We start from the raw sequence: 22,924 nt of genomic DNA on the forward strand, positions 1-22,924 counted from the left end.
TGCGGGTGCGTTTCACCTGCAGTATAAGAAGAGCGTGGCAGCTGCTCAGCGATTCAGCCAGTCATCCAGCAGGGGCAGCGTCAGCTCCCCCACATGGCGTTCGAGGAGCTTGCCATCGGCACTGAACAGCAGGGTCGTCGGCAGGCCAGGGGACTGGCTTGCGGCCAGCAGCTGTTGACGCGGGTCGAGCAGCGCGTAGCGGAAGTCGAGGTCGGCCTGATCCAGATAGCGGGTGACCTGAAGGAGCGGCTCGCCCTGATTGGCCATGATCACGGTGACATCATCGCGCTGATCGATCTCGGCCAGCAGCGGCATCTCCCGCCGGCATGGGGGGCACCAGGTCGCCCATAGGTTGATGATCATGGGCTTGCCGGCAGCGTCGCCCGTCAGCGTACGCAAGGCGATAGGCGCTCCGTCGACATCTTCCAGGGTCAGCTCTGGCACCTGCTGCGGAGCAGGGCTGGCGGACAGCGGGGCCCAGCTGACCAGCGCCAGCCAGCCAAGTGTCGCCAGCAGGGTCAGGCCTTGGGCGCCCAGCAGGGCGGCCATACGATCACGCAGCGCCCACAGGGTCCAGAGGGCCGCGGCAGCCAGCCCCCACACGGCACTATACCCAGGCAGCCACAGGCTCACGATATCGAGCCAGTCGTCCCGATACGCCTCCCAGTGCATCACCACATGTCCGAGACGAGCACCGAGCAACCAGGCCAGCATCAGGCCGTTGAACCAGCGACCATGGCGGCGGCGCGGAAGCCCCAGCAGAAAGGCGCTGGCCGCGAGCAGCAGTAGGGTGATGGCGAGTGCGTAGAGCCGGGGCAGGCTCACTAGCACCGGACCAATGGCGATGGCATCCATGGCGGGGAAGGCTCCGTTGATCAACGCGAGGGCACGAAAAGTCGATAGCGAGCAGGTACACTGGGCGAACCCGATTCGGCAAGGCTACTGCGCTCGTCGGGCGCTGTCATCTAGCGTCAGGCCGCCAGTCCCTCATTTATCAGGATGCGTGATGCCCTCACCCAAGACCTTCGACCCTCTGCGCGCGCTGGCCATCAGTAGTCAGGCGCTGGGTTTCATCATGATCTTCGTGCTCGGCTCGACCCTGGAGTCACCGCGGCCGTGGCAAGGCCTGACGTTGCTGCTCATGCTGGTTGTGGCGCTGGCTGTGGCCGTGGCGCGACGCTATCGCAATAATCGGGTGCAGAAGCAGCGTGATGAGCGCCGCAAACGCCTGTTGCAGGACGATGACGAGGCGCTGGATGAGGGTTTCGACTGACGGATCACCGGCGCGGAGTATCGCGCTGGGTGCGGGCTAAGGTGACATGCCGGCACGCGCTGGGGTCGATGGCGGTCAGCCTCAGCCAATGGCCTTCCGGAAGCCGGCACAGCACGACTCGGAAGGCGCATTGAGGCGAGGCGCTGTCGGGCGCATCCCAGCTTCTCACCCACCCGCAGGCGTCTCCGCATTGCTCCAGGCGCTGGCGCAGCTTGGGAAAGTCCGCTGCACTGACCTCCAGGTTGATGGTGCGCGGTGGGGTCGGCGTCGTGCTGGCAAGCAGCATCAGCACGTGAGTCGTGTCCCCACCGCCTAACTCCAGCGTGACGCCTGTGGCGCTTACCACCAATGGCCGCAGTTCCAGCACCTGTTCGAAGAAACGATGCATGGTGGCCAGGTCGGTGACTTCCAGCGCGCTGGGTTCCAGGCTCAGATGCTGCATAGGCTGTCTCGCATAGGGACGTTACCTTTTACAGGGACGTTACCTTTCACAGGGACGTTACCTGTCACAGGGACGTTACCTTTCACAGGGACGCTGCCTCTTTCAGGTGCGCTGTCTGTCAGTCTGGTCGCGGTTGCCAGAACTTTCCCTTTGAACCTGCCAATCATGCCCATGGCCTGGCGCTATCCCGGGTATCCCTTGCTCCTGTCAGGCCACCTTCGGCGGGTATCCGATCGCCTGAACAGCACGCCAGCTCATCGCTGCACCGCCGTGAGTCGTCGCCTCAAGCGAACACGGACAGCGCTCGAGCGGAATATGGCTGGGCGGTGGCATTTGCGTTACAGCACAGTGACGCCAATATTTAATGTCCTGTTTTTTAAAATAATTGTCTGAAAAGGCCTGGGCTGACGTCGATGCGTCCGGGTGAATTTGTCACATCAATGACATTGTCTAGACAACATGCCTTAACCTGCCGCCTGCAGACTGATGCCATTCCAAGAGGAGAGGCATCATGTCCATCCCCACCATCGTCGTCGAGCGACTCAACAAGACGTTCGGCCATCGCCAAGTGCTCGAGGACGTCAGTTTCGAGATCACCCCAGGCGACATCGTTGCCCTGATCGGTCCCTCCGGTTCCGGCAAGTCGACATTGATGCGCCACCTGGTCGGATTGACCTGCTGTAACCGACATACCGGCGGTCGGGTGAGCCTGCTGGGCCGCGAGGTACAGGCCAGTGGCCGGATCAAGCGTGCCAGTCGTGGCCAGCGCTGCCGTGTTGGCTACATCTTCCAGCAGTTCAACCTGGTCAATCGCCTGAGTGTGCTGACCAATGTGCTGATCGGGCAGCTGGGGCGCATGCCTCGCCTGCGCGCGCTCAGCGGGCGCTTCAGTCAGGAAGAGAAGCAGCGGGCCCTCGAGTGCCTCGCCCGGGTCGGCCTGGAGGGCATGGCCTATCAGCGCGCCAATACGCTCTCCGGTGGCCAGCAGCAGCGCGTGGCGATCGCGCGGGTATTGATGCAGGACGCCGACGTGATTCTCGCCGACGAGCCCATTGCATCGCTGGATCCGCGAAGTGCCCGTGAAGTGATGGAGATTCTTCAGCGAATTCATGCCGAGGACGGTCGTACGGTCGTCATCACCCTGCATCAAGTCGACATCGCCCGGCGTTACTGTCATCGCGCCATCGCGCTCAAGGATGGTCGGCTGTACTTCGACGGCAAGACCTCTGAGCTGACCGATGCGCGCCTCAGCACCCTGTACGAAAACGCCGGGCTCGATGAGCTTCGTTCCGGCGCCCAGCCCGACTTGCCATCGCCGACCCGAGAGCCGGCCCATGCCCAGCCCGCGGTGGCGGCGCATGTCTAGTTCGGACGGCTGACGGCAATCCAACGCGATACCGACAACGACTGCATCACCTCTTATCTAGAACACCCCCTGCACCCCCCAGGAGATACCCATGCTTTTTGCTAATGTTCGCCGCCTGTCGCTGCCGCTGATGGCAGGTCTTGGTCTTGCTGCCGTCACTCAGCTGGCGGCCGCCGATACCCTCAAGTTCGGCATTATCTCCACCGAAGCGAGCCAGAACCTGGCACCGCTGTGGGACCCCTTCCTCGAGGACATGTCCGAGCAGGTAGGGATGGAGGTCGAGCCGTTCTTCGCCACTGACTACGCTGCGGTTATCCAGGCCATGCGATTTGGCCAGATTGACCTGGCCTGGTACGGCAACAAGGCGGCCATGGAGGCGGTGGACCGTGCAGGAGGCGAGATCTTCGCCCAGACCGTGGCCGCGGACGGCTCCCCCGGCTACTGGAGCTTGATGATCGCCCACCAGGATAGCGACCTGCATGACGTCGACGACGTGCTGTCCAATGCCTCCGATCTGGTGTTCGGCAACGGTGATCCCAATTCCACCTCCGGCTTCCTGGTACCGGGCTACTACGTCTTTGCCAAGAATGGCGTCGACGCCGCTACCGCCTTCAAGCGCACGCTCAATTCCAGTCATGAGACCAACGCACTGGCCGTGGCCAACAAGCAGGTCGACGTGGCCACCTTCAACACCGAAGGCATGCAGCGTCTGGAAGTGACGGCGCCCGACAAGGCCGAGCAGCTGCGGGTGATCTGGAAGTCGCCGCTGATCCCGTCCGATCCGCTGGTGTGGCGTAGCGATCTGGATGAGGCCACCAAGGACACCCTGCGCGAGTTTTTCATGAGCTATGGCGACGATGCCGACGAGCAGGCCATCCTCGAGCCGTTGCAATGGGCCGAATTCGTCGCTTCCAGCAATGATCAGCTGCTGCCGATCCGTCAGTTGGCCCTGTTCAAGGAGCGTTCTGAAGTGGCCAAGGATGACAGCCTGAGTGAAGGGGACCGCGAGGCCCGTCTGGCCGAGATCGATGGCCAACTCGATGACCTCGATACGCGCATGAAGGCCATCCAGGCGGCCGAGGCAATGCCCGAAGACGCCGCCGCCAACGCAGGTTGATGGTTCGCCGGGCCGTCTATCGGCGGCCCGGCCTCGGTTTCAGCGCCGTTCGTGACAGCGCATGACTTAAGCCCTCTGTGGAGAGCGCATGAGCACTCAAACCCAATTATCCGGTATCAGCATGCCGCCCAAGCGCAGCTGGACCACGTTGGCGCTATGGGGTCTGGGCCTGGCGGTATTGGCCTGGTCCTGGCAGGGCGTCGAGATGCAGCCCAGCCTGCTGTTTACCAATGCCAGCAACATGGCAACGTTGGCCGGCGACTTCTTCCCGCCTGCGCTGGGCAACCTGGATCACTACATTGACCAGATGCTGGTGACGATTCAGATCGCGGTATGGGGCACCCTGCTGGCCATTCTGGTGGCGATTCCAGCGAGCCTCTTGTGCTCCGAGAACCTGGTGCCCTGGTGGGTATACCAGCCGGTGCGCCGACTGATGGATGCCACTCGTGCCATCAACGAGCTGGTATTTGCCATGCTGTTTGTGGTGGCCGTAGGGCTGGGACCCTTTGCCGGCACCCTGGCGCTGTTCGTGCACACCACCGGCGTTCTCGCCAAGCTGTTCTCCGAGGCGGTGGAAGCCGCCGAAGCGGGCCCGATGGAGGGCATACGGGTGACCGGTGCCGGGCGTATCGAGGAGATCATCTTTGGCCTGATCCCGCAGGTATTGCCGCTGTGGATCTCGGTCAGCCTGTATCGCTTCGAGTCCAACATTCGTTCGGCCACGGTGCTCGGGATGGTAGGCGGCGGTGGCATTGGCGTGGCGCTGTGGGAAACCATGCGCGGATTTCAGTATGCCGAAACCGCCACCATCATGCTGGTCATCATCGTCGCCGTGACCTCCCTGGACATGGCGTCACAGCTGGTGCGTAAACGCTTTATCTGATCGCGGTCGTGGCAGCTTGCGCCACGACCGCCATCAGCTCCACACGGCTGTGCTACATCGCCTTCTTTTTTTGGAGTGAAGATGTCTAGACAAGTTGCCGAAGCCGCAGGGCTGCCGCGCTACCGCATGCTTGCCGATGTGTTGTCCAGGGAAGTGCGCGGGAGCTATCGCGCCGGCGACCTGCTGCCCAGCGAAGCGGCACTGGCACGACGCTTCGGCGTCAACCGTCACACCGTGCGTCGGGCGCTGGACGAACTGGTGGCTGCTGGAATGGTGACACGCCATCAGGGGCGTGGCACCCAGGTGGTGGATCGCCGCCTGGACTATGCGGTGAATGCCGCCAGCAAGGTGACGCACAACCTGGCTGAGCTGGGCCTAGCGACCGAGACCTGCTGCCTGACCCAGGCGATGGTGGTGCCCCCGGAAGCCATTGCACAGCGCTTCGGCTGCGCCCCGGGGGACAGCCTGCTGTGTGTCGACACGGTGCGCTACGTGGATGAAGCGCCGCTGCTGCGCTTGCGCCACTGGTTCGACCCGCGACGGGTACCCGGTTGGCAAGACCGCTATCGCGGTGGCTCTACCCGGGCACTGCTGGATCAACACTATGGGCTGCGGCTGAGCCGCTCAAGGGTGCGGCTGGAAGCCGTCCAGGCCGATGACGCCGACAGTCGGCTGCTGCGCTGCCCGCGGCAGGCTCCACTGATGGTGCTGACCAGTGACAACGTCGACGAGGAGGGGCGGCTGGTCGAAATCTCCGTCAGTCGCGCTCGCGCCGATCGTGTTGCCTACCACTTCGACTTTCCGACGGACGAACGTCCGCAGTTTCAAGACGACGAGGCTCTCTCATGACGTCGACCATGACCCCAATGCAACGTCACCGCCTGCTGGCGTTGACGCCCTTCGAACGCCTTGCCCAAGGCTGGCAGTCACTGGGCATCCAGGCGAGACATCGCTGTGTGCGCGGGCCAGAAACCGGCATGGCCATGGTACGCGGGCGCATGGGCGGCAGTGGCTCCGCCTTCAACCTGGGTGAGATGACATTGACCAGAGCCAGCGTGGCCCTGGACGACGGCTCGCTGGGACATGGCTGGGTCCGCGGCCGAGACAAGGCCCACGCTGAACTGATCGCGCTGGTCGATGCCTGTGCGCGACACGACCACTGGGCCCGGCGCATCGACAGCGAACTGATGGCGCCGCTGGCGCAAGAACTATCACAGCAACGCGAACAGGCGTCGCGCCAGTCTGCGGCCACGCGCGTCTACTTCTTCACCATGGTAAGGGGCGAATGAACATGACAGCACCACGCGAGGAAAGCGTCAGACCACACGACTGGCCAGGCCTGACCGATGCTGTGCACGACGCCCAGCAGCGCTTTCGGCGCTTGCTGGGGTGCATGTCGGAGCCGGGCACCTTGACCAGCATGGCGTTGCCGTCGCTGCCGCCGGGAGCAGCGATTTCGTCGGCCGCCTGGGGGACGCTGCTGGCCCTGTGTGATCTGGAAACCCGAGTCTGGATCGATGCCACGCTTTCCGGGGCAGGCCTCGCGGCAGCCCTGGCCTTTCATACCGGCGCCCGGGTCACACCGGACCCGGCCAACGCCGACTTCGCGCTGGTGACGCCGACGACGCTCACCCAGGTCGAGGAATTTGCCTTGGGCTCCGATGCCTGGCCGGATCGCAGCACCACGCTGATCGTGATGGTCGAGACCATCGAAAGCCAAGGTGACTGGCAGCTTTGTGGGCCAGGCGTGCCCGGCGAGCGTCGCCTGGGACTGGGGGATCCCGATCAGGTACGCCCACTGATGCGCGTGCTGCACGCCAATCGTGGTCGTTTCCCGCGAGGCCTGGATGCCTTTATTACCTGTGGCACGCAGCTTACCGCCATTGCCCGTAGCACCCGCCTTAGCGGCCCTGGACTGGAGCAGCCTGAGTTGTCATCTGCCCGTGAGGAGATTGCCTGATGTACGTTGCCGTTAAAGGAGGCGAGAAGGCCATCGCCAATGCCCATCGCTGGATGGCAGATCGCCGTCGGGGTGACCGTCAGCAGGCCGAGCTGGCCGTGGCTCAGGTTCAGGACCAGCTGGGGCTCGCGGTGGATCGCATCATGGCCGAGGCCTCGTTGTACGACCCGGAGCTTGCAGCGCTGGCCTTCAAGCAGGCCAGCGGTGACACCGTGGAAGCCGTATTTCTGCTGCGTGCCTACCGCACCACGCTGCCGCGACTGGCCGAGACCCGCCCGGTGAATACCAGCGACATGTGCATCGAACGGCGCATCAGCGCCACCTTCAAGGACGTGCCCGGTGGTCAGGTGCTGGGGCCGACCTATGACTACACCCACCGCCTGCTGGATTTCATGCTGCTGGCGGGTGGTGACCGTGACGTGGCAGAACCGGAACAGGCGGATCAAGACCTTGAGGCCTGCCCCCAGATTCTCGACTGCTTGAATCAGGAGGGGCTGATCGAGCGGGAGCAGGATGATGGCAGCGAGCCCTATGACATCACCCGTGATCCCCCCGACTTTCCGGTGGATCGTGCGACACGCCTGCAGATGCTGGCTCGCGGCGACGAAGGGTATCTGCTGGCGCTGGGCTACTCCACTCAGCGGGGGTACGGCCGCAACCACCCCTTTGCCGGCGAGATTCGCCAGGGGACGGTGGAGGTGGAGATCGAGGTCGAGGGTTTTGACGCACCGATCTGCGTTGGCGAGATCGTCATGAGCGAATGCCAGATGATCAACCAGTTCGCGGGCAATGGGGACAGCGCCCCGCAGTTCACCCGAGGCTACGGCCTGGCCTTCGGCCGCAACGAGCGCAAGACCATGGCCATGGCACTGGTCGACCGGGCACTGCGTGCCGAGGAGCTGGGTGAGCCGATTCAAAGCCCCGCCCAGCAGGCCGAGTTCGTGCTGGCCCACGCCGACAGCGTCGAGGCATCGGGCTTTGTGTCACACCTCAAGCTGCCCCATTACGTCGACTTCCAATCCGAGCTGGACCTGATTCGCCGGTTGCGCCGCGAACACGCAGAGCGCACCCAAGGCGACACCCGGCACGCGCAGGCGAGCGGTGCTGACACCGCCGCAGACACTGCCACAGCGCCCACCGCTTCCAAGGAGTGCGCCCAATGATCGCCAACAGCAGTATCGCGGACGCCGCCCAAGGCGAGGCCAGCGGCTACAACTTTGCCTATCTGGATGAGCAGACCAAGCGCATGATTCGGCGTGCACTGCTCAAGGCCGTGGCAATTCCGGGTTACCAGGTGCCCTTCGGCGGTCGCGAGATGCCGATGCCTTACGGTTGGGGCACCGGTGGCATGCAGCTGACGGCTAGCGTGCTGGGGGCTGACGACACCCTCAAGGTGATCGATCAGGGGGCGGACGATACCACCAATGCGGTCAGCATCCGCGCCTTCTTCGAGCGCGTAGCCGGCGTCGAGACGACCACGGCCACCGGCGAGGCCAGTGTCATCCAGACCCGTCACCGGATTCCCGAGAAGACCCTGCGGGCGGACCAGATCCTGATCTTCCAGGTGCCTATCCCTGAGCCGCTGCGCTTCATTGAGCCCAGCGAGGAGGAGACCCGCGTCATGCATGCCCTGGAAGAGTACGGGGTGATGCACGTCAAGCTGTACGAGGACATTGCCCATCATGGCCATATCGCCACCACCTATGCATATCCGGTCAAGGTGGATGGCCGCTATGTGATGGATCCCTCGCCGATTCCCAAGTTCGACAACCCCAAGCTGCACATGAGCGAGGCACTGATGCTATTCGGTGCCGGGCGCGAGAAGCGCTTGTATGCGATTCCCCCGCATACCCGGGTGGAGAGCCTCGACTTCGAGGATCATCCCTTCGAGATCCAGGCCTGGGAGCAGCCCTGCGCCATCTGTGGCGCGACCGACAGCTACCTGGACGAGGTCATCACCGATGACCAGGGAGGGCGCATGTTCGTGTGCTCTGACACTGACTATTGCAACACTCGCCGCGAGGACATGGCATGAAGCGTCCACAGCTTGAACGGCCCGCGCTGCTGAAGGCTCGCGGTATTCAGCGCCTCTACGGCCCTGGCAAGGGCTGCGAAGAGATCGACTTCACCCTGCACCAGGGGGAGGTGCTGGGTATCGTCGGCGAGTCCGGCTCGGGCAAGTCGACGTTGCTGCGCGTGCTGTCCGGTCTGGAAAAGCCGGACCAGGGGCAGGTGATCTATCACCCGGCTGAACAGGGCTGCGCAGGAGTGGCGGGCGAGATGGGCAGCGATGGCGAGCTCGACCTGTACGCCATCAGCGAGGCCCGCAGAAGGGCACTGCTGCGCATGGAGTGGGGCCTGGTTCACCAGAACCCGCGTGATGGCCTGCGCCTGGGGGTCTCTGCTGGCGCCAACGTTGGCGAGCGCTTGATGGCGATGGGCCAGCGCCACTATGGCGAGCTGCGTGCCGCCGGCCAGGACTGGATGAGCCGGGTCGAACTCGACCCCGAGCGTATCGACGATGCCCCCCAGACCTTTTCCGGGGGGATGCAGCAACGCCTGCAGATCGCGCGCACCCTGGTGACCCAGCCGCGCCTGGTGTTCATGGACGAGCCCACCGGAGGGCTCGATGTATCGGTCCAGGCTCGCTTGCTGGACATGCTGCGTACCCTGACCCGAGAGCTCGGCCTGTCGGTGATCCTGGTGACTCACGATCTGGCTGTGGCGCGCTTGCTGGCCCACCGGTTGATGGTGATGCGTCGGGGCCGGGTGGTGGAGGCCGGGCTGACCGACCAGATCCTCGATGATCCACAGCATCCCTACACCCAGCTGCTGGTGTCCTCGGTGCTGACGCCATGATGGTTTCTCAGGAGTTGACGATGACGTCCCCCTTTCTTACTGCCCGACGGCTCGACAAGACCTTTGTGCTGCACGCCCAGGGCGGCCAGGCACTGCCCGTGATGCGTGGACTCGAGCTGGACCTGTCTCCCGGTGAATGTCTGGTGCTGGCCGGGCGCAGCGGTATCGGCAAGAGCACCCTGTTGAAGATGGTGAACGGCAACTACCGCATCAGTGGCGGCAGCCTGACCCTGCACTTCGATGATGGTGAACTTGAGCTCGCTGGCCTGCCCGCCCATGCGTGGCATCTGCTGCGGCGCGATGTGATCGGCTACGTCAGCCAGTTTCTTCGGGTGGTACCCCGCGTGTCGGCGCGGGAAGTGGTGATGGAGCCGCTGCTGGTTCGGGGCTGCGACGAGCAGGAAGCACGCCACCGGGCCGAGGCCATGCTGGCGCGGCTCAACCTGCCGGAACGCCTGTGGGAGCTGGCGCCAGGAACCTTCTCCGGCGGCGAACAGCAGCGCGTCAACATTGCCCGTGGCTTTATTGCCGAGCATCCGTTGCTGCTGCTCGACGAGCCCACCGCATCGCTGGACGCCGCCAACCGAGAGGTGGTGGTGACGCTGATCGAGGAGGCCAAGGCCCGTGGCAGTGCCATGCTGGGCATCTTCCACGATGAGGAAGTCCGCGAGCGGGTGGCCGATCGGCTGCTCGAACTGGAAGGTCACATGCTGGTCGGTGGCGCTGGGCGTCGCGACGATAACGACGGGGAGTTTTCTGCATGAGCCAAGATCAGATCCTGACCAATGCGCGCCTGGTGCTCGACGACGAGGTGATCAGCGGCAGTCTCGTCATCAAGGATGGCATCATCAAGGCCATCGAGCGTGGCCCGGTATCGCTTCCCGGGGCGATCGACTGTGACGGGGATATCGTGATGCCCGGCATGATCGAGCTGCATACCGACAATATGGAAAAGTACTTTCAGCCCCGGCCCAAGGTGAGCTGGCCTGGTCGTCAGGCGGCGCTGGCCCATGACGCGCAGATGGCCGCCAGCGGCATCACCACGGTGTTCGACGCGGTATCCATCGGTGATGTCGACGAGCAAAGCATGCGCCACGAGGCTCTGGACGAGATGGTGGGGTCGCTGGCGGCGATCAATGACAATGGCATGGCAAGGGTCGACCACCGCCTGCACCTGCGCTGTGAGGTGTGTCACCCGGACACCCTGACGCGCTTTGAAGGCTTCATGGACTCGCCGCTGCTGGGGCTGGTCTCGCTGATGGATCATTCGCCGGGCCAGCGCCAGTTCGCCAGTCTCGACGCCTATCGCATCTACTACCAGGGCAAGTACGGCCTGGACGACGCCAGCCTTGAAGCCTTTATCGAAAAGCAGCTGGCCAACAGTGCCGTCTACTCGAGCTCCCACCGCCGTGCCATCGCATCGCTGTGCCGTGAGCGTGGGCTGGCGCTGGCCAGCCATGACGATGCCACCGTCGCCCACGTGGCCGAGAGCCTGGAGTATGGCACTCGGGTGGCGGAGTTCCCCACCACCCGTGAAGCCGCGGAAGCGTCTCACCGGCATGGGATGGCGGTGATGATGGGGGCGCCCAACGTGGTGCGTGGTGGCTCCCACTCCGGCAACATTGCCGCCGCCGAGCTGGTGCGCATGGGCGTGCTGGATGTGCTGTCCTCCGACTACTATCCGGCAGCCCTGCTCGATGCCGTCTTTCGCATCGCTGCGATGGAAGGTGGTTACGACCTACCGCGAGCGGTGGCGACGGCCTGCAGGCACCCTGCCGAGGCGGTGGGGCTTGATGACCGCGGGCGCATCGCCCAAGGACTGCGCGCCGACCTGTTGCGAGTACGCGAGATCGACGGACACCCGCTGGTCGCTCGGGTGTGGAGCGCCGGCAGGCAGGTGCACTGATGCTGGTGTATCTGATCGGGGCCAGTGGCGTGGGCAAGGACAGCCTGCTGGTTGCCCTCCGCCAGCAGCGCCCGGACCTGCTGGTGGCCCATCGCTACATCACTCGGGCCAGTGGTCTTGGCGAAGATTCGTTGGCGCTGTCCGAGGCCGAATTCCTGGCCCGGCGCGGGCGAGGACTGTTCTGCCTGGATTGGCAGGCCCATGGGCTGCACTACGGCGTGGGCATCGAGGTCGAATGCTGGCTCGAGTCGGGAGCAACGGTACTGCTCAACGGTAGTCGTCGAGCGCTGTGCCAGGCCCGGGAGCGCTTCGGCGACCAGCTGCTGCCGGTGGTGGTGACCGCTCCTGGCGAGGTGCTGAGACAGCGCCTCGTCAAGCGCGGGCGCGAGTGCCGCGAGCAGATCGAGGCGCGTCTGGCTCGCCATGCCGAGGTGGAGGCGGAGCTTGAACGTGACTATCCGACCGTTGCCCGCCTGGATAACGGTGGTGCGCTGGCGGTCAGCGTGGGGGCGCTGGAAGCCCTGGTGGATACGGCGTGCCGCTGAGCCTGTCGGCTGCCAGACCGAGGCAAGCGCAGACCGCTGTGCGTGCTGCCCCCGATGCGCGGTCTGGTCGCGACGGCCCGAAACCATACCGGCTTTGCCTGAGCCCCTGATGTCAGGAGATCACCATGGAGTTTCGCTTCACCGGCACCGGCGACAGTGCCCAGGTGCCTCGCTTTGGCTGCGACTGCCGTGCCTGCACCAGGGCACGTGTGTTCTCGAGCCATCAGCGCGGTCCCTGCTGTGCCGAAGTCAGGGTCGATGGCAGGCGCTATCTGCTCGATGCCGGGCGTATGGATCTGGCTCACAGCTGTGAACTAGAGCGCCCGGCGGCGTTTTTCATCACCCACTATCACGCCGACCACGTTCAGGGCCTGTTCCATCTGCGCTGGGGGACCGGCGCCGATATACCGGTGTATGGGCCCAAGGATCCCAACGGTTGCGCGGATCTCTATCGCAACAGCGGCATTCTCGATTTTCAGCCAGGGCTCAAGCCGTTCAAGGCGCTGGGGCTGGACGGGATGACGGTCACGCCGGTGCCGCTCAATCACAGCAAGCCCACCTTGGGGTATTGCCTGGATGACGGCGGCACGCGGCTGGCCTACCTGACCGATACCTGCGGTTTGCCCGGTGCCACCGAGCGCTTCTTGCGGGAATGGGGGCCCGACATCGTGGTGTTGGATGCCTGCCACCCGGCGAGCCAGCGCGAGACGCGCAACCACAACAATATTACCCAGGCCCTGGAGATCATTACTCGGCTCGATCCCCCCAGGGCCTATCTCACCCACATCAGCCACGAGCTGGATGCAGAACGCCTGGCGGAGCCAGTAGCGTTGCCGCCCAAGGTACGTTTTGCCAGAGATGGCGAGACGCTGGAAGATTGGCACCGACTCGATGCGGTCTGCTGAGAGGACAACACCACATGCACTCTGAATCCCATGCCCCCGACACCTCTTCGGCGCCTGCCCGAGCCGTGGATCAGCCCGCCTCGACACGGCTGAGCGAGGCGCCCAACGTGGCCGATGATGCGCGGCTTCATGCCAGCCAGCTTGGCCGTTTCACCGAGGTGGGCAGTCGCTGCGTGTTCAACCACGTAAGCCTGGGGGACTACAGCTACATCGAGCGGGATGGCGATGTCATGTTTACCCGCGTGGGCAAGTTCAGTTCGATCGCGGCCAGCGTGCGCATCAACCCCAGCAATCACCCTTGGTGGCGGCCTACCCTGCACCACTTCAGCTATCGTCCCGGCAAGTTTGGCTTCAGCGACGAGGCCGTCGACCCCGAGGTCTTCGCCTGGCGTGAAGCGGACCGCGTCAACATCGGCCACGACGTCTGGATCGGCCACGGTGCCATCGTGTTGCCCGGTGTCACCATCGGCAACGGCGCCATTGTGGGCGCGGGCAGTGTAGTGACCAAGGACGTGCCGGCTTACCACATCGTGGTGGGCAATCCCGCCCGGGTGCTGCGCCCACGCTTCGACGACCCTGGCGTCGCCGATCGACTCGAGCGGCTGGCGTGGTGGGACTGGTCGGATGAACGGATCAAGCGGCATCTGAGCCACTTTCAGGGCGACGTGATCCGCTTTCTTGAGGCTGCTGAAAAGGGGGCAGTGAGGGCGAGCTGAGAAGGTGAGCTGAAAGGAAAGGCGGAGGGGCAAGGCGGATGCCTGCAAAAACGGCGCCACGAGCAGGTGTCTGCTCGTGGCGCCGTCACCTGGAGCGTTACGCTCCTGCCTCAGGCCGTGCCGGGACCGATGGGCCAGCAACCCTTGGCGGGTAGCGGCCCAGTGCGTTATTCAGCCACTGGAGCCGCCGCGCCTTACTGATCCCACTTGGGTGCGAAGTCCGGGTTGGCGACCCGCTCGCCGCGGTCGAGCTTGGCAATGGCGTCCATCTCTTCCTCTGACAGCTCCAGCTTGAGCGCCTCCAGGTTGCTCTTCAGGTTTTTCTCCTTGGTGGAGGAGGGGAAGGTCGGAATGCCGAGCTGATGCAGCCAGGCGATGGCCACCTGCGCCGGGTTGGCATCGTGCTTTTCGGCGATGGCGTTCAGCGTGTCGTCCTCGAGCACCTTGCCGACTGCCAACGGCATGAAGGCGGTGGGGGTGATGCCGTGTTTTTCGCAGTGGGCAACCAGCTCGCGGTTTTGCAGGAAGGGGTGAACCTCGATCTGATTGGTCAGAATTTCACCCTTGCCGAGAATATCCACCGCCTGGTCGATCTGCGCCTTGGTGAAGTTGGAGACGCCGATATGGCGGGCCTTGCCTGCATCCTTGACGTCTTTCAGCGCGGTCAGGTAATCACGCATCGGCACTTCATCGTCCGGCGAGGGCCAGTGGATCAGCAGGAGATCCACATAGTCAGTGCCGAGCTTGGACAGGCTTTCCTCGACGCTGGCCTTGAGCGCCACTGGCTCCAGACGATCCCACCACACCTTGGTGGTCAGAAAGATCTCGCTGCGCGGAACCGAGCTTGCTGCGATGGCCGAGCCGACTTCGGCCTCGTTGCCATAGAATTGAGCCGTATCCAGGTGACGGTAACCGAGCTTCAGGGCGGTGGTCACTGCGTGGCGCAGGGTATCGCCTGTCAGGCGATAGGTTCCGAGGCCGGGGTTAGGGATAAGCGTTGACATCTTGGCTCCTTGGTCGTCGAGAGCGGCCCCGGGCACTGTCGTGATCCCGGGGATGCAGTTCCTTGAGCGGCGGCCTTGGCCGTCGCAACGTCGTGCCAATGTTCATCTTTGGACATGCGGTGGCAACGTCGTCAGTTCAAGGGGGCGGAAGAAAAATTAGCAGACGAAATGCTTGTCCGGTGCTCAGGCATTGGCCAGGCGTGCTGCACGACGCTGGTCCAGTCGGCCGGACAGGTGGGTCAGTGCCAGGGCAGCCACCACGATCAGCGCGCCGATCCAGGCGGTGTCTGTCAGTGCCAGGTGTTCGACGACCTGGCCACCGACAACAGAGCCCAGGGCAATGCCGATGTTGAACGCAGCGATGTTGAGTCCGGAAGCGACATCGACCGCTTCCGGCACGTAGCGCTCTGCCAGTTGCACCACGTAGACCTGCAGGCCTGGCACGTTGCCAAAGGCAAAGGCGCCCCAGACCAGAATCGTCAGTACGGCGGCTAGCGGGTGGACGGCGGTCACGTTGAGCACCAGCAGCACCGCGGCCAAACCGATGAAGATCAGCGTCAAGGCCCGGATCGGCCCCATCTGGTCCGCCAGCTTGCCACCGTAAATGTTGCCGAACGCCACCGAGACACCGTAGACCAGCATGATCAGGCTGACCATGGAGGGAGCGAAACCGGTGGCCTGCTCCAGAATCGGTGCGAGAAAGGTGAAGGCAGTAAAGGTGCCGCCGTAGCCCAGGATGGTGATCGCATAGACCAGCAGCAGACGCGGATGGGTAAGCACCTTGAACTGCTGGCCTAGGGTCGCCGGCGCCGCGCGCTTGAGGTTGTTGGGGATCAGCAGGGCGCTACCCAACAGGGCAATCAGGCCCAGTCCCGATACCACCAGGAAGGTGGCTCGCCAGCCAAAGGTCTGGCCGATCCAGGTGCCCAGCGGTACCCCCGTCACCAGCGCCACGGTGAGGCCGGTAAACATGATGGCAATGGCACTGGCCTCCTTGTCCTTGGCGACCAGGCTGGTGGCGATGGTAGAACCGATCGAGAAGAACACCCCGTGGGCCAGGCCGGTGAGCACCCGTGCGGTGATCAACGAGCCGTAGCTGGGCGCCTGCCAGGCCAGCAGATTGCCGGCAATGAACAGGGTCATCAGGCCGAGCAGCACCCACTTGCGGTTGAAGCGCCCGGTCAGTGCCGTCAGCACGGGGGCGCCGACCGCCACGCCGACGGCGTACAGGCTGACCAGCAGTCCGGCAGAGGGCAGGCTCACTGCAAGGTCCTGAGCAATGGTGGGCACCAGGCCGACAATCACGAACTCGGTGGTGCCGATGGCAAAGGCGCTAAGCGTTAGCGCCAGCAGAGCAATAGGCATCGTATCTCTCCTGTGAGATGGCGTCGCCGGGGGACGACTTGACGGCGTGCAGTCTGGCGGAGGACACTTTTTCGATAAACGTGCCTATATGAGAAACACCTTTGTGGTTATCGAGAAAGTCGCTGCGGTGTTTGCTGCGGTCAACAGGAGGGTGAGCCTCCATGGACAAGGAGGGGCCTGATGAAGACTCGCTCGGAGGACCTGGAGCTATTGCTGGCGGTGGTGGATAGCGGTGGTTTCAGTGCCGCCTCCACTCGCCTGGACGTGCCGGTGGCACGTATATCGAGAGCGGTCCAGCGGCTGGAGCAGCGGCTCGATGTGCCCCTGCTGAACCGTACGACGCGCAGTGTGGCGCTGACGGACGAGGGCAGCCGCTTTGTCGCCGAGGTACGCGAAGGACTAGAGCGCTTGAACGCGGCAGAGGAGTCGCTGGCGCTGAGACGGGGAGAGCCTGCTGGCCGACTGCGGGTGGACTCCGCCAGCCCCTTCGTGCTGCATCAACTGGTGCCGTTGGTCGGGGAGTTTCGGCGCCGCTATCCCGGTATCGAGCTGGAGCTGTCTGCCAGCGATGACATCATCAACCTGCTGGAACAGCGTGCCGATGTGGCCATTCGGATTGGCGCCCTGGCGGACTCCACCCTGCACGCGCGATTGCTGGGGCGCTCGCGTCTGCACCTGGTGGCAAGCCCTGGCTATCTCGCGCGAGCTGGCAGGCCCACATCGGTGACGGAGCTCGAACAGCATCAACTGATCGGATTTCTCGCTCCCAGTAGCTTGAATCGGTGGCCGGTGGAGGGAATGGATGACGAGATCAGCCCATCGATGTCCACCTCCAGTGGCGAAGTGATGCGGCGTCTGTGCCTCGCCGGAGAGGGCATTGCCTGCCTGTCCAACTTCATGGTCGGTGATGATATCGCCAGCGGGCAGCTTGAGGTCCTGCTACCCGAGGCGATGCGCCATGGTGGTCCACGGGAGCAGGTGCAGGCCGTCTACTACCGCAACACCGCCCTGTCGGCGCGTATCCAGGCGTTTCTCGATGTCATCGCCCCAGGGCTCAGGTTGTAGTTCCGAGACTGTCAGCGCTGACGTCTGGCATCAACGCTCGAGTTCACCGGCATCCATACCGTTGCGTCGCTTGATCTCGAGCAGCAGCGCGCTGTGGTCGAGGTCGGCGCCGCCGGCGTCGACCAGGTCGTTGAACAGGCGATCGGTCAACGCGAGCAGCGGCAGATCGAGGCCGAGCTCCTGGGCAACATCGCAGGCGGCGTGGGTATCCTTGAGCTGGTGCTTGGCCGGGCCGCCCGGCGCAAAGTCGCCATCCAGCATGCGCTGGCCGTGCTGCTCGAGGATACGCGAGTAGGCGAAGCCGCCCAGCATGGCCTGGCGGACCTTGGCCGGGTCGGCGCCGCCGGCCTCCGCCAGTACCAGAGCCTCGGAGACGGCGGCGATGGTACTGGCCACGGTCAGCTGGTTGACCAGCTTGGCCAGGGCGCCACTGCCGACGGGGCCGATGTGAAGAGGGTGGCCCATGGCCTGAAGAATCGGCTTCGCCCGTTCATAGTCGGCGTCCAGTGCGCCGGCCATGATCGACAGCGAGCCTTCCTGAGCGCCACGTTCGCCGCCGGACACCGGCGCGTCCACCCAGCCGAGGCCAAGCTCGCGACAGCGCTCTGCCAAGGCGACCGCTTCGCTGCGAGCGATGGTCGACATCACGATGATCAGGCTGCCGTGAGCCAGTCGAGGGGCGATGCCCTCGTCGCCGAACAGCAGCGTCTCGCACACCGGGCCTGAGCTCACCATCATCACCAGCGCCTGAGCACCCCGTACCGCCTCGGCGGGCGTCTCGACCAGGGTGGCGCCAAGCTCGCCCAGCGGGGCGGCCTTGTCGATGCTGCGGTTCCAGGCGCGCAGGTCATAGCCTGCACGAATCAGGTGGCGGCCCATGGGCAGACCCATGATGCCGGTGCCCAGCAGGGCGATGGTGGCGGAGGATGTCATTCAGGGGGCTCGTTTCACGTCAAAAGGTAGGTGACAGCCTAGCCTCTTCCACCCGCTGACTCCACGCCTGGCCTTGTCCACGCTTAGCCTTGCTGTCGCCACCACTGCACCGGCCAGCCGCGGACCTGTGCGGCGGCGTCAAGCGTCGGATCCGGGTTGATGGCGCAGGGACGGTCGACAAACTCCAGCAGCGGCAAGTCGTTACGTGAGTCCGAGTAGCCGTAGCTGAGGGCTGGCGTATGCTCGTCGAGCCAGGCTTCCAGAGCCGCAAGCTTGCCTTCACGGAAGGTGCGAATGCCTTGGGCGCGGCCGGTATATCGACCCTCGGCGTCGATCTCCAGACGGGTGGCCAGGGCATGGTGGGCGCCCATACGTTCGGCTACAGGGCCAACCACATGGATCGGTGAGGCAGAGATAATGACCACACGGTGGCCCTGATCGCGGTGCCAGGCAAGCCGTTCGTGTCCCTGGGCGAACAGTCGCGGTACCACCTCGGCCTCGAGAAAGGCGTCCACCTGCTCCCTGACCTCGGCCTCGCGGCGACCCGTCAGGGGCGTCAGCAACAGTGCCAGATGGGCTTCCATGTCGAGCGTGCCAGCGGCGTAGGCCGCCATATGCTCGGCAAAGGCGGCATGATATTCCTCTCCGTCGTCGATCCAGCCAAGCTCGATCAGCCATTGGCTCCACAGGCGCGTGATGTCGCCGTCGAGCAGCGTATCGTCCAGGTCGAACAGGGCCAGGGTGATGGGCGCATCAGGCGTCTCGGATGTCGCCACACGGCAGGCATCGGTGGTCATGGGGCAAGGGCTCGTCGGTTCATTCATGTATCCAGCTCCTGAACCTCGTCGAGATCGACGTGGACTGTCACCTGCTGGCCTTGCGGCAGCAAGGTGCGAGCGGAGCGATTGAGGGTATCGACGGTCAGGCTGACGCCGGCACAGTCGATGTCGTAGCGCACGATGTTACCGAGCAGTCGGTGTCGACGCACTACCCCGTGCACGCCAGGTCCTACCCGCTCGGGGTGCTCGCCGCCCAGGGGCATGCCCGCCACGCTCAGGTAGAGCGCTTCAGGGCGCAGGGCAACGCGGTCAGCCTTGCTGCGGTAGCCGAGCAGCGGAGCGGCCTCGATGGCATCAAGCAGACAGTAGTGGCCCATGAAGCCGGCAGCGTTCTCATCCCGTGGACGGGTATAGATGGCCTCGGCGCAGTCCTGTTGCAGGATGCGTCCCTGGTGCATCAGGAACACCCGGTCGGACATCAGCATGGCTTCTTCCTGATCATGGGTCACGAACAGGGTCGTCAGGCCCAGCGACGTCTGAATTTCCCGGATCTGATCGCGCAGGTGCTTGCGAATGCGGGCGTCCAGCGCGGACAGGGGCTCATCCATCAGCAGCACCCTGGGCTCGACCACCAGAGACCTTGCCAGCGCTACCCGCTGGCACTGACCGCCAGACAGTTGATGAGGGAACTTGTGGGCCTGGTCCTGCATCTCGACCAGGCGTAACACCTCGTCCACGCGGCGCGCGCGCTCGTCGCTGGGTACCTTCTGCATGCGCAGGCCAAAGGCGACGTTGTCGGCCACCTTCATGTTGGGAAACAGGGCGTAGTGCTGAAACACCATGCCGACGCCACGGCGCTGAGGGGGGAGGTGAGTGATGTCGGTATCGCCCACCAGGATTTGGCCCGCATTCAGGGAGGTGAGACCGGCGATCGCCCGCAACAGGGTCGACTTGCCGCAGCCGGATGGGCCCAGCAGGGTGATGAATTCACCGTGGGCGATATCGGCATCGATATTGGCAAAGACATCGGTGTCGCCAAAACGCTTGGCCAGCCCCTTGAGCGAAATCGCGTTGCCGCTGGATGCATGATCGGTGTGGCGGGAGGCGCTCGCGGCCGTGGCGCCTGACGCGATGGTCGGCTGCTGGCGATAGGCCGCCTGTGATGCCTTGGGCGTGGTCGCTGACGAGGGGGGGCGAGTGGTGGCAGCCATCATCGTGCGGCCTCCGTAATAGTGTGTTCCGCCTGGCGATTGCCCAGCCAGGTCAGAATCAGAGTGAAGACGAACAGGGTAATCACCAGAGCGCTGGTGAAGTGGCCGCTGGCGCCGCGCATGTTGTTGAGGTAGACCTGCAGTGTCTCGAAGCGGGTGCCCACCAGCATGTTGGCAAACACGAACTCACCCACCAGGAAGGAGAACGACAGGAAGACGGCGATCTGCACGCCACCTCTCAGGTTGGGCAGAACCACCAGAAAAAACGCCTTCACGGGGCCAGCGCCGAGCAGCTGCGCGGCTTCCATCAGGCTTTGCACGTCCACCGCCCTCAGGCTGTTGGCAATGGCGCGATACATGAACGGCAGGACGATGGTGAAGTAGGTAGGAATCAGGATCCACGGTGTTCCTACCAGCGCCAGCGGCCCACCGGCGTAGAGTTGCAGCAAGCCCACCGAGGAGACGACTGGCGGCACCGCAAACGGCATCAAGATCAGCGTGTTCATCCAGCGATCGAGTCGCGGATAGCGGATATGGGCCAACAGGGCGACCGGCAGTACCAGTGCCAGAGATAGCGCCAGAGCCCCCACGGCGATAAACAGCGAGCGCGCAAAGGCCGCCAGAAAGCGAGGGGTGGTCCACAGCTCGATGAACCAGGCCAGGGTCAGGCCGTCTGGCGTCAGGGTCGCGCCCCAGCGTGTGGCCAGGGCGTAGCCCAGTGTGGCTACCAGGGGCAGAGCCAGCACCGCAAAGACCCCGCCGACGACCCAGGAGTAGGGATTAAAGGTTGCCGACAGCGACGCTGCGGTCGGGCGAGCGGGCATGGTGTCAGCGTGAGCCATGCTGTGCACTCCTTCTCAACAGCCACTGTTGCACCAGGGTGACCAGTACCAGCAGCACCACCAGTACCAGCGCCAGGGCACTGGCCAGGTTGGGTTCAAGGAACAGGTCTCCCGCGACCAGGTTGGCGATGCGTATCGTCATCAGGTTGTAGCTGGTGTTGACCAGCGCATAGACGGTGGCATAGGCGCCCATGGCGTTGGCGAACAGCACCGTGAAGGTGCCCGCCAGAGCCGGCCATAGCACCGGCAGGCCGATCCGTTGCCAATAGGCGATGCGTCCGGCGCCCAGCAGGTGGGCGGCATCACGCCACTCGGCCTTGAGGCCTGAAAAGGCCGGAAACAGCAGCAGGATGCCGAGCGGTATCTGGAACCAGGTATAGATGACGATCAATCCGCCGGTGGAGTAGAGGCGCACGTCCTCGATGATGCCGAGTTGTTGAAGTGCCAACGTCAGCACGCCGTTGGCCCCCAGCAGGATGATAAAGGCGAAGGCCAGGGGCACCCCGGCGAAGTTGGAGGTCATGTTGGTGAAGGCGATCATCGCGCGGCGCAGTCGCGGTCCGGAACGCATAAGCGCGTGACAGGTGACGGTGGCGATGATCAGCCCCAGGGCGCTGGATACCAACGAGATGGTCAGGCTCTTCCAGATGGCTTGGCGAAAGAACGCGGACTGGGCGATTTCCTGGAAGTGGCCCAGCCCCCAGTCGCCATTGACGTTGAAGGCACTGATGGCGACCCAGGCCATGGGCGCCAGTTGGAAGGCGCAAAACACGATGGCGAAGGGCAGTAGCCACAGCCAGGCCGGCAGGCGCAATGTCATGAGAGGTTCTCTCGGGACGGTGCCGGGGCCGTGCCTTGCGCCGTCATCGCAAGCAGCTCCGGATGAAAGGGCTTGTCGTGGGTTAGCCCCATGGCGCTGGCCAGGGTGCCGCACAGGTGAGTCTGTTGGATATGCAGACCTGCGGGGTCGGCAAAGGCGTCACCGAACAGCCACAGCGGTACCCGGCGCTCCTCGGCCAGCAACCCTGAGTGTGAACGATCGGCGTTCATGCCGTGGTCGGCGGTCACCATCACCTGGTAACCATCGGCCAGCCAGCGGGGAAGGTAGTCTGCCAGGGCAATGTCGGCGTGACGCGCGGCATTGCGGTACTGGGGCGAGTCGCCGCCGTGACGGTGGCCGCTATCATCGATGTTCATGCTGTGAACCAGCAGGAAGTCAGGTGCGTGCCGCTGCCTGAGCGCTTCGGCATCGCTGAACAGGTGGTCGTCCGGGTAGTGGTCCTGCCAATAGAAGATGCCGCGCTGGATGGCCGCGTGAGGATCGTCGAGATAGCGATCGCGGGTTCGGTCGAAGGGCGCCTTGACGTAGAGTTCGCTGACCCAGTGATAGGCCGCGGCGGCAGTGGTGCGCCCCTGGGCGCGAGCCAGGTCAAACAGGCTGACACCGTGTGAGCGGCGCACGATAGCGTTATGCACGACACCGGAGTCGACGGGACGATTTCCCGTCAGCAGGCACTCGTAAAGCGGGCGAGACATGGCGGGAAGCTCGCAGTCGAGGCTGGTAGTAGTGCCGCGTCCGGCCTCGACCAGAGCGCTCAGATGGCCCATGGCATGGCGCCCGACGTCGTGATTGAGGCCGTCCAGCACGACCAGAATGACAGGGTTTTGCATGATGACTCCTGGCCACCATCAGGGTGGCCCAAGCAACGCTTTCGTACCGCGGGCACCGAGAGCAGCGCTGGTTGGCGCTGCC

Annotated in this window: 26 protein-coding genes; 16 read left to right on the forward strand and 10 right to left on the reverse strand. The window is 64.2% G+C overall.

From position 1 onward, the window contains the following. Nucleotides 1–45: 45 nt before the first annotated feature. A complete protein-coding gene (locus tag KUV72_RS16185; protein WP_222239081.1) occupies nucleotides 46–855 on the reverse strand; it encodes a TlpA family protein disulfide reductase in 810 nt (269 codons plus the stop codon). Between the two features lie 151 nt (nucleotides 856–1,006). On the opposite strand from KUV72_RS16185, the gene KUV72_RS16190 reads away from it, so the two are divergent. Beyond that, nucleotides 1,007–1,273: a hypothetical protein gene (locus KUV72_RS16190; protein WP_206944136.1), complete on the forward strand. Its 267-nt coding sequence runs from the start codon at nucleotides 1,007–1,009 to the stop codon at nucleotides 1,271–1,273. Nucleotides 1,274–1,277: 4 nt separating this feature from the next. Here the strand turns inward: KUV72_RS16190 and KUV72_RS16195 are convergent, their stop codons facing one another. Beyond that, nucleotides 1,278–1,715 carry a hypothetical protein gene (locus KUV72_RS16195; protein ID WP_222239082.1) on the reverse strand — a complete coding sequence of 146 codons (438 nt, stop codon included), beginning with the start codon at nucleotides 1,713–1,715 and terminating at the stop codon, nucleotides 1,278–1,280. A gap of 511 nt (nucleotides 1,716–2,226) precedes the next feature. Here KUV72_RS16195 and phnC point away from each other — a divergent pair. The 14 genes from phnC to KUV72_RS16265 all read left to right on the forward strand — a co-directional run bounded on the left by phnC (nucleotide 2,227) and on the right by KUV72_RS16265 (nucleotide 13,972). Further along, nucleotides 2,227–3,081 carry a phosphonate ABC transporter ATP-binding protein gene (gene phnC, locus KUV72_RS16200; RefSeq protein WP_206944134.1) on the forward strand — a complete coding sequence of 285 codons (855 nt, stop codon included), beginning with the start codon at nucleotides 2,227–2,229 and terminating at the stop codon, nucleotides 3,079–3,081. Nucleotides 3,082–3,172: 91 nt separating this feature from the next. After that, entirely contained in the window at nucleotides 3,173–4,198 is a 1,026-nt protein-coding gene (phnD, locus tag KUV72_RS16205) for a phosphonate ABC transporter substrate-binding protein (RefSeq protein ID WP_206944132.1), read from the forward strand. A gap of 88 nt (nucleotides 4,199–4,286) precedes the next feature. Next, nucleotides 4,287–5,081: a phosphonate ABC transporter, permease protein PhnE gene (phnE, locus tag KUV72_RS16210; RefSeq protein WP_206944130.1), complete on the forward strand. Its 795-nt coding sequence runs from the start codon at nucleotides 4,287–4,289 to the stop codon at nucleotides 5,079–5,081. Between the two features lie 81 nt (nucleotides 5,082–5,162). Further along, nucleotides 5,163–5,930 carry a phosphonate metabolism transcriptional regulator PhnF gene (phnF, locus tag KUV72_RS16215; RefSeq protein WP_206944128.1) on the forward strand — a complete coding sequence of 256 codons (768 nt, stop codon included), beginning with the start codon at nucleotides 5,163–5,165 and terminating at the stop codon, nucleotides 5,928–5,930. Between the two features lie 8 nt (nucleotides 5,931–5,938). After that, nucleotides 5,939–6,370, forward strand: a complete 432-nt coding sequence (gene phnG / locus KUV72_RS16220; RefSeq protein ID WP_222239083.1) for a phosphonate C-P lyase system protein PhnG — start codon at nucleotides 5,939–5,941, stop codon at nucleotides 6,368–6,370. A gap of 2 nt (nucleotides 6,371–6,372) precedes the next feature. Further along, a complete protein-coding gene (phnH, locus tag KUV72_RS16225) occupies nucleotides 6,373–7,041 on the forward strand; it encodes a phosphonate C-P lyase system protein PhnH (protein WP_206944125.1) in 669 nt (222 codons plus the stop codon). Beyond that, the gene (locus KUV72_RS16230; protein ID WP_222164122.1) at nucleotides 7,041–8,204 is read left to right on the forward strand and encodes a carbon-phosphorus lyase complex subunit PhnI; all 1,164 of its coding nucleotides are present in this window, start codon (nucleotides 7,041–7,043) and stop codon (nucleotides 8,202–8,204) included. Before phnH ends, KUV72_RS16230 begins: the two co-directional genes overlap by 1 nt. Continuing rightward, a complete protein-coding gene (locus KUV72_RS16235) occupies nucleotides 8,201–9,076 on the forward strand; it encodes an alpha-D-ribose 1-methylphosphonate 5-phosphate C-P-lyase PhnJ (protein WP_206944120.1) in 876 nt (291 codons plus the stop codon). The genes KUV72_RS16230 and KUV72_RS16235 overlap by 4 nt, the downstream gene beginning before the upstream one ends. Next, a complete protein-coding gene (gene phnK / locus KUV72_RS16240; RefSeq protein ID WP_222239084.1) occupies nucleotides 9,073–9,900 on the forward strand; it encodes a phosphonate C-P lyase system protein PhnK in 828 nt (275 codons plus the stop codon). Before KUV72_RS16235 ends, phnK begins: the two co-directional genes overlap by 4 nt. A gap of 20 nt (nucleotides 9,901–9,920) precedes the next feature. Then, a complete protein-coding gene (gene phnL / locus KUV72_RS16245; protein ID WP_222239085.1) occupies nucleotides 9,921–10,664 on the forward strand; it encodes a phosphonate C-P lyase system protein PhnL in 744 nt (247 codons plus the stop codon). Beyond that, entirely contained in the window at nucleotides 10,661–11,806 is a 1,146-nt protein-coding gene (locus tag KUV72_RS16250) for an alpha-D-ribose 1-methylphosphonate 5-triphosphate diphosphatase (protein ID WP_206944112.1), read from the forward strand. Before phnL ends, KUV72_RS16250 begins: the two co-directional genes overlap by 4 nt. Continuing rightward, nucleotides 11,806–12,351: a ribose 1,5-bisphosphokinase gene (gene phnN, locus KUV72_RS16255; protein ID WP_222164117.1), complete on the forward strand. Its 546-nt coding sequence runs from the start codon at nucleotides 11,806–11,808 to the stop codon at nucleotides 12,349–12,351. The genes KUV72_RS16250 and phnN overlap by 1 nt, the downstream gene beginning before the upstream one ends. A gap of 125 nt (nucleotides 12,352–12,476) precedes the next feature. After that, entirely contained in the window at nucleotides 12,477–13,256 is a 780-nt protein-coding gene (gene phnP, locus KUV72_RS16260) for a phosphonate metabolism protein PhnP (RefSeq protein ID WP_222164116.1), read from the forward strand. Nucleotides 13,257–13,270: 14 nt separating this feature from the next. Next, the gene (locus KUV72_RS16265) at nucleotides 13,271–13,972 is read left to right on the forward strand and encodes a DapH/DapD/GlmU-related protein (RefSeq protein WP_222239086.1); all 702 of its coding nucleotides are present in this window, start codon (nucleotides 13,271–13,273) and stop codon (nucleotides 13,970–13,972) included. Nucleotides 13,973–14,166: 194 nt separating this feature from the next. Here the strand turns inward: KUV72_RS16265 and dkgB are convergent, their stop codons facing one another. Next, nucleotides 14,167–14,976 (reverse strand): 2,5-didehydrogluconate reductase DkgB, encoded by an 810-nt coding sequence (dkgB, locus tag KUV72_RS16270; protein ID WP_222239087.1) that lies wholly within the window; start codon nucleotides 14,974–14,976, stop codon nucleotides 14,167–14,169. Nucleotides 14,977–15,159: 183 nt separating this feature from the next. Further along, a complete protein-coding gene (locus KUV72_RS16275; RefSeq protein ID WP_206944102.1) occupies nucleotides 15,160–16,341 on the reverse strand; it encodes an MFS transporter in 1,182 nt (393 codons plus the stop codon). A gap of 180 nt (nucleotides 16,342–16,521) precedes the next feature. Between KUV72_RS16275 and KUV72_RS16280 the strand changes: the two genes are divergently transcribed. Next, complete coding sequence (locus KUV72_RS16280) at nucleotides 16,522–17,406, forward strand: LysR family transcriptional regulator (protein ID WP_206944100.1); 885 nt, start codon at nucleotides 16,522–16,524, stop codon at nucleotides 17,404–17,406. Nucleotides 17,407–17,436: 30 nt separating this feature from the next. On the opposite strand, the gene KUV72_RS16285 is transcribed toward KUV72_RS16280, so the two are convergent. From KUV72_RS16285 to KUV72_RS16310, 6 genes are all read right to left on the reverse strand, one after another. Then, nucleotides 17,437–18,339, reverse strand: coding sequence for an NAD(P)-dependent oxidoreductase (locus tag KUV72_RS16285; RefSeq protein WP_222239088.1), 903 nt, complete (start codon nucleotides 18,337–18,339; stop codon nucleotides 17,437–17,439). 83 nt (nucleotides 18,340–18,422) lie between these two features. Further along, entirely contained in the window at nucleotides 18,423–19,163 is a 741-nt protein-coding gene (locus tag KUV72_RS16290; RefSeq protein ID WP_222239089.1) for an HAD family hydrolase, read from the reverse strand. Further along, a complete protein-coding gene (locus tag KUV72_RS16295) occupies nucleotides 19,160–20,332 on the reverse strand; it encodes an ABC transporter ATP-binding protein (protein ID WP_261317536.1) in 1,173 nt (390 codons plus the stop codon). Before KUV72_RS16295 ends, KUV72_RS16290 begins: the two co-directional genes overlap by 4 nt. Further along, nucleotides 20,329–21,171 carry an ABC transporter permease subunit gene (locus tag KUV72_RS16300; protein ID WP_222239090.1) on the reverse strand — a complete coding sequence of 281 codons (843 nt, stop codon included), beginning with the start codon at nucleotides 21,169–21,171 and terminating at the stop codon, nucleotides 20,329–20,331. The genes KUV72_RS16295 and KUV72_RS16300 overlap by 4 nt, the downstream gene beginning before the upstream one ends. Next, entirely contained in the window at nucleotides 21,158–21,991 is an 834-nt protein-coding gene (locus KUV72_RS16305; protein ID WP_222239091.1) for an ABC transporter permease, read from the reverse strand. The genes KUV72_RS16300 and KUV72_RS16305 overlap by 14 nt, the downstream gene beginning before the upstream one ends. Continuing rightward, on the reverse strand, nucleotides 21,988–22,842 hold the full coding sequence (locus KUV72_RS16310) for an alkaline phosphatase family protein (RefSeq protein WP_222239092.1): 855 nt from the start codon (nucleotides 22,840–22,842) through the stop codon (nucleotides 21,988–21,990). The genes KUV72_RS16305 and KUV72_RS16310 overlap by 4 nt, the downstream gene beginning before the upstream one ends. Nucleotides 22,843–22,924: the final 82 nt, after the last annotated feature.

The sequence above is a fragment of the Halomonas sp. DP4Y7-1 genome, assembly GCF_019800705.1.
Taxonomy (GTDB): domain Bacteria; phylum Pseudomonadota; class Gammaproteobacteria; order Pseudomonadales; family Halomonadaceae; genus Halomonas; species Halomonas litopenaei_A.